This window comes from Daejeonella sp., from assembly GCF_049655485.1.
Lineage (GTDB): Bacteria > Bacteroidota > Bacteroidia > Sphingobacteriales > Sphingobacteriaceae > Daejeonella.
This window is the reverse complement of the sequence record NZ_JBASJU010000350.1, coordinates 1-6,611: the sequence shown is the minus strand read 5'-3', so window position 1 is coordinate 6,611 and position 6,611 is coordinate 1. Positions and strand designations below refer to the sequence as shown.

Here is a 6,611-nt window from a genome sequence, read left to right as displayed (position 1 = left end):
GTATTCAATATTGAATGCTTCCTGTCTTGGAAGGGACGTATATTCCGAAATAGCCTCCGCCCCTTTCATCACATTTATAGCATTGGTGTAGAATTCTGCAGCAACACGGGCGGTTTGCTTGTCCTTTGAAAAGGAGAATAATCCAACCCCTGGATAAAGAATAATGACCGGATTGGAATCACGAATGCCAGGACTATTCTCATGCTTACAGGCCTCGTAATAGTCAGCGTACATTTTGCGATAAGCATCGAAAAGTGGCGCCAGTCTGGATTTTATTGCCTCTGTATCCGGTAAATCCTGCTCTGGTTTAATATCCAATACCATCGGACTGATTTTAGTTCGCAGAAAATGATCCGGGCAACTCGTTCCCATAGGGGCCAAACGGTTCAGATCCTTAGAGTTTATAAATTCCAAAACACGGCTATCATCGGTAAAATGCCCAATCATCTTACGTTCGCTGGAACAAAACCCTCTTAAAATCGGGGCTAAGGCCGCGGCTTGTGCTTTACGTTCCTGGGGTTCCAGGCTCTTCAATTTCTCTCCCCCAAAAACAGGTCCTTTCTTCCCGTAATTTTGTTCCAGATATTCAGCACATTTCTCAATAATCTCCAGGGTGTTGATGTAACTCTCATAGGAAGTCTCACCCCAGGTGAATAAGCCGTGCGATCCAAGCATAATTCCCCTGATACCCGGATTTTCGTCGAGACACTTTTTTAATTCCAGCCCAAGTTCAAAGCCTGGCCTTTTCCAATCCACCCATCCTATCTGTCCATCAAATAAATCTTTCGTGATCTTTTCCCCATCTTTAGCCGCAGCTATTGCGATGGCAGCGTCAGGATGCAAGTGATCGATATGTTTAAACGGTAAAAATCCATGTAAAGCGGTATCTATCGAAGGGGCCTTGGATGCCAGATCATAAATACAATGGTTAAATAATTCCACCATTTCATCTTCATGTTCCACTCCTCTGTAGATATTCTTCAGGTCAAGCAAGCGGTCCATATAAAGAGCAGCCAGCCCGCTTTTCTTGAGCGTACCTATGTCGCCGCCGGACCCCTTTATCCACATAATTTCCTTCTGCACATTACTTAGCGGATCCTTAGCCAGCGTCTTGCAGGAAGTATTGCCCCCACCATAATTGGTTAAACGAAGATCTGCACCAAGGAGGTTTGAGCGATAAATTAGCAATGCAACCTCATCACTTCCCAGTTTAGCGGCTTCGGTTTCGCTCCATAAGTAGCTTACGTGCTTGAATTGCGGTGTGTTTCCTGACATTTTATTGATTATTATAGATTAGATTATTTGTAACTCTCACAGACTGTGCTTTTTGCACATTTGCCTGATAAACTTATATCCATTTTCTGCGATATCCCAGGGCTTAGAGTATTCGCGCCACACATTGATAGCGTTTGCAAAATCAGGGTCGTTACGCGAAAATGCTTCGATGGTAAGCCAGCCTTTATATCCGTTTTTGGCTAATGTTGCAAACGTTTCGTCCCAAAGTACATGCCCGTCGCCGGGTGTACCCCTGTCGTTTTCACTGATATGGACATGCGCAAGCACAGGTGCTATTGTGTTTATGGCTTGCGAAGTTTTTTTCTCTTCGATGTTGGCATGATGTGAATCATACATGGCTTGTACATTTGGATGGGCCACCATGTCTACTAATGCCTTTAACTGTTCCGTGGTATTGCACAAATAGCACTCGAAACGATTAAGTGCCTCGATTGCTAAAACAATATCTGCCTGGGCGGCGTATTGACCGGCTTCATTCAATACTTCGGCACTCCAGGCATATTCCTGATCCTGAGGCGGATGCTGAGCAAAAATGGCATGGGCGGAATGAAAAGGTCCGCAAACTATTTTAGCATGCATATCATGGGCACGATCAATAGCCCATTTGATGCGCTCCAGCCCACGAGCCCTAAATTCCTTTGACGGACTAATTATATTCTCATCATTACCCAATACAAAAACACAGGTTGTTTCCATCCCCAGGTTCTTCACATGATCTCCAAAAAGCTGGTATGGTGCTTTATCAGGAGCACCTAAAAAGCATTCTATGCCATCGTAACCAATGTTTTTTAATCTATCGGCAACAGGCATTAATTCATCAGAAATTGAAGCTGACCACACCAGCACATTAAAACCAATTTTATTCATTATTTGCTTTTTGAATTATGAACCTTAGAACGATTAATTTAAACTGAATTGGGAACTCTTTAATTGCTTGTGATGCCCCTGTAAGGAATATTTACACTCATTTTTCCCGCCCATTTCTTTGGAACCGGTTTCCCAGACGCCCAATGAACAGCGTTGATCACCAGTCGCTGAAATGGCTCGAGATCGAAATCTTCGGGATGGCCTAAAGTTGTGGTGAAAACCTTTGCACCAAACGAATTTATTCCCGTCCATGCTACCGGATTATCTATTGCTTTCGGGTTATTGGGATTAACTGCATGACCCATTAATAACCATTCAGAACCTTTCGCAGGATAATCAGGCAGTACTTTGTACAACCATGAACGGGCATGGAAATTTTTATCTACACCTGTAAGTATCGGGTGTTTAGCAGCATTGGGAATAACTGATACATCTGTGGAAGATTCATGCCCATAATGGGTGTGATTTGCCTTACCACCCCAGCCCGGAGGAGCATTTAAAGCGAATTCACCGAATGCATTCCATTTCTCTAATTCGTGGCCTTTTGGGTAATTAAAGGCATGGGTAGTGGTACGAAAACCAATCAGAGGCTTGCCTGATCGTAAATAATCATTAATATGCTTAATCTGGCTGGCAGGAAGGCGGCGCCATCGCAGATAGAAAACCACCAGGTCAGCTTCTTTCAATACTTCCAGTCCCGGGATATTTTCTTCAGCATTTTGGTCCGGGGATGCTTTAAGTACCTTTGTACGAAAGCCATAATTTTTTTCTAATTCTTCTGCCACGAACACCATTGTACTTTCACCGCTATACTCATGATCGCCAGCGACAAATACGACTAATGGTTTTGCGCTAGTGCGGCTTTTAATTTGCGCACATGAATAGAATGCAAATTGCATAAATGTAAACAGGAAAATTATATACCTCATACTTTTTAGATTTATCATCGATTATATTTATCCAGGATAACTACTTTTCCATGGGGTGCTGCCTGAGCAATTCTTCAGGAGAATAAAACCCGGTTTTATCTTTCGTAGCGGCTCTTACAGCTTTTACCTTTTCAGGAGAAATAGCGCTCGCTTTGTTTCCAAATGAGTTCCTGACATAGGTAAGCACAGCTGCTATTTCTTCATCCTTCAGCATGTTACCAAAAGGCGTCATTGGAACCTGTCCCGGATAATTTGTCCCCAGCACTTCCATCGGGCCGTAGAGCCCATTTAAGACTACTTTGATTAAACGTTCTTCATTTCCTGTTACCCAATTTGTACCAGCAAGCGGTGGAAAACCCGATGCGGGCAGGCCTTTGCCATCAGGCTGGTGACAGGTAATGCATGCTCCTTCACGGGCATAAAGTGCCTTCCCTTTAATGAGCTGCTCGCGTTCAGCACCTTTCAATTCGGTCGCGACAGCTATTTCTGCTTTTTCTTTGACTGCATAACCGTTAAGATGAGCTAATGCGGTTTGATGGGCATGTACCATCCATTCGTCCAGTGGCTTCTTCCCTGCTTCCAAAACAATTGGAAGTCCCTTTGACTTGTCAAGCCAGGAGGCGGCAACAATTGCTTCGAGTCGAACGCGGCTATTATCGTCACGGGCAGCCTGCGTCATCAGATTAACCTGATCTGCAACCTGATGTCCTGTATAGCGGAGCACCCGTACAGCAGCGGCCCTTGCACGATAATCTTTGGCACGAAGCAGCTGACGAAGCAGATTTTGATCCACTTTATTAAGTCCCCAGCTTACCCATAGGGCTTCAAGCAAGTGATGCTCATACCGGGCATCCTTTTTATCCAGTTTTGCAGTCCAGGTTTTAATTTGCGGGAGAACCTCAGAAGCTTCGCGGCCTCTTAATTCCCTGCGCGTACGGTAACGAGTCCGGAACTCAGGAAGCTTAAGATTATCTAAAAGTTCATTTATAGAAGCGCCTGAAATTTTAGCTGGCTTTACTAATGGCCGGGAAGGATAAGTTATACGATAAATTCGCCCATGCGAATGATCACGAAGAGGATCCCGGGCGTTATGCTGCATGTGACCAATAAGGATGTTGTGCCAGTCAGCGAGGTAAAGGGATCCATCCGGCGCAAATTCCATGTCTACGGGGCGGAAGTTCTTGTCATCAGATTGTACAAGGTCCTGACGGTGATTAGTTTTATAACCAGTACCGTCATCCGCCATGGCATGCTGTTTCATCCCCAAAAAACCGATAGTATTATTAATAAGCATATCACCCTGCACATTATCTGGAAAATGGCGGCTGGAAACAAATTCCAAACCGGATGTAGGACGTACACGATGCTTTTCCTCAATCAGGTTCACTGATTTATGAGTGGCCACCCCGTATCTCGGCTTAACGGAACCGGGCATCATCCAGCGGACATCCGGGCTGGATGTTTCGGCAAAGAAATTCTGACCCCATTCGTCAAAGGCAATACCCCAGGGATTAGGGATAGAAAGTTGCGCAGTGCGTTCGAGATGCCTGCGGGCGGGATTATACCTATAGAATCCGCCATTGGTGGCTCTCACAGGCCCGTAAGAAGTTTCGACATTGGTATGCAGAAAGACACCCTCGCCCATGTAAATTGCACCAGATGGATCGGTGGTATAAGCATGATGTGCATGATGCGTATCATGATCATCAAAGCCGCTTAAAAGGATTTCCTTTGCATCGGCTTTATCATCGCCATTAGTATCGGTAAAGAGCATCAAATTAGTACCCTGTGAGATGTAAACTCCTTCGGGTGCGAGTTCAAAGCCAACCGGTATGTGCAATCCCTGCGCAAAAATAGTCTGCTTATCTGCTTTTCCATCCGCGTTGGTATCTTCCAGAACAATAATCTTATCATCTGGTTTACTATCGCCCGGTTTATAATGCGGGTAACTGGGCATCGTGGCAACCCACAGGCGGCCTTTGTTGTCAAATGATAGCTGGGTGGGCTTAGCCAAATCAGGAAATTCGCTTTCAGAAGCGAAAAGTTCGATCTTGTATCCTGGTGCAAGGTTAAATTGCTTGAGGGCATCCTCTCCATACAGGTAGGACAGACTGCCGTTTTTATCGCTTGGCTTATAATTGGTTTCTACCGGAGGAAGTTTTGTTGTTTTTAGATCAGCAGCACTCAAATCCATTTTTTCTCCTTTAAGCGCTCGCCAAATAGCCTGATCCCTTAGTGCTGTCATTTCCCGAATCTTCACTAGTTCTGCCGGGTAATTTTCAGGTCCGAAAGGATTATACCGCCGTCCATAAACGTGAACGCCGTTAGGGATTTTTATATCATTGTGCCACATCCAGTTTTTCTCCATAACTGCTGCGTGAACCAATGCCCTATTAGGCTCGGCCTTAGCTTTAGTCTTACCAAATACCCCGTCTGCGAGCAAGGTTGAAAACTTAACATAACCAGCATCTGTGAGTTGAGAACCGTCTATCGTCAATGGCTTCTCTGCGTCAAACCAACCTTTTGAAGGTGTAAAGGCATTTAAAAAGTGCACCTTGTTTTTGGCTGCAACTTCTTTCATGGCTTCGGTATATATGGCCAGATTTATATTTTCCTTTTTCCCGTCAGGCAGATCAAATTTTTGGGAAAGATCTTCGAAAGCAATCGGAGATACAATAGCCAGTTGCGGGGGCGATACACCATTGTATTTCTGACTTAACGTGTGTTTTATAAAAGCGTCGAGTTCTGCCTTGTAATTTTCAAGTCCCTCAGGTCCCTGAAAGGATTCATTATAACCAAAGAAAGCGATGATAATGTCGGCCTTATGCCGGGTAATCCACTCGTCCGGCATTTCATAATGACCCTGACTATCTGAATTTTTTGCTAGCTCTGTCTGAAATTTTTCGGCACCAGGGAATGCCCATGGCGATGGGCGGCCTGAATGCGGCCGGAAGCCGGGGGTGTTTCCTCCGTCGCACATATTCCTGATATAGAGCATGCTATCAGGATACCGAAGCTGCATTTCAGTTTCAAAATGACCAAAATTCATCATTCTGGACCCCAGATTATTTCCTATCAAAACAATGCGGGCACCTTTTTTAATTTTCAATGCTGTTGGGTCTGACTGTACAAACTGAAAGGCACTTAAGGCAATTGCTACCACCACAAAGGCTTTGAGCACTGCTCTAATTTTATGTTTTTTACTTGTTTTCATAAAGGTAGTCATGGTATAAAATGTACATGTTAAACATTAGCATTTGAAGACGCGATCAGAAGAATAGATTGAACAGCAACAAAATAATCTGGATGGAGCTATAGCTTTAAACTTACTTTTTTGCCGGTTTTAACTGCTGAATATATTGCGTCAATAATTTTCAGATCTTTCAGGCCTTCTTCACCATCAACTGGAACTATAGGTTGTTTTCCATCCAGAATGATTCCTGCCATTTCATCCATTTGCACTGTTTGATGGGTGACATGTGCCTGGTTTAATTCACCTTTATTGGTGCGACCCCGGAT

4 protein-coding genes and 1 pseudogene are annotated in these 6,611 nt (G+C 44.3%); all 5 read right to left on the bottom strand.

Features of this window, described 5'->3' with window-relative positions:
• Positions 1-1,275 (bottom strand): class II aldolase (locus WBJ10_RS14350; RefSeq protein WP_424291476.1); only part of this gene is annotated, 1,275 nt, incomplete at its 3' end.
• Positions 1,276-1,311: 36 nt separating this feature from the next.
• A complete protein-coding gene (locus WBJ10_RS14345) occupies positions 1,312-2,163 on the bottom strand; it encodes a sugar phosphate isomerase/epimerase family protein (RefSeq protein WP_424291474.1) in 852 nt (283 codons plus the stop codon).
• 59 nt (positions 2,164-2,222) lie between these two features.
• On the bottom strand, positions 2,223-3,092 hold the full coding sequence (locus WBJ10_RS14340; protein WP_424291472.1) for a ThuA domain-containing protein: 870 nt from the start codon (positions 3,090-3,092) through the stop codon (positions 2,223-2,225).
• A 40-nt stretch (positions 3,093-3,132) separates the two neighbouring features.
• Entirely contained in the window at positions 3,133-6,306 is a 3,174-nt protein-coding gene (locus tag WBJ10_RS14335; protein WP_424291470.1) for a PVC-type heme-binding CxxCH protein, read from the bottom strand.
• 98 nt (positions 6,307-6,404) lie between these two features.
• Positions 6,405-6,611 (bottom strand): annotated as a pseudogene (locus tag WBJ10_RS14330) (gfo/Idh/MocA family oxidoreductase); the annotation flags it as partial.

Excerpts from the sequence above, each read along its gene's own strand:
- WBJ10_RS14345 (WP_424291474.1), bottom strand. The coding sequence starts at position 2,163 with ATGAATAAAATTGGTTTTAATGTGCTGGTGTGGTCAGCTTCAATTTCT.
- WBJ10_RS14340 (WP_424291472.1), bottom strand. The coding sequence starts at position 3,092 with ATGAGGTATATAATTTTCCTGTTTACATTTATGCAATTTGCATTCTAT.
- WBJ10_RS14335 (WP_424291470.1), bottom strand. The coding sequence starts at position 6,306 with ATGAAAACAAGTAAAAAACATAAAATTAGAGCAGTGCTCAAAGCCTTT.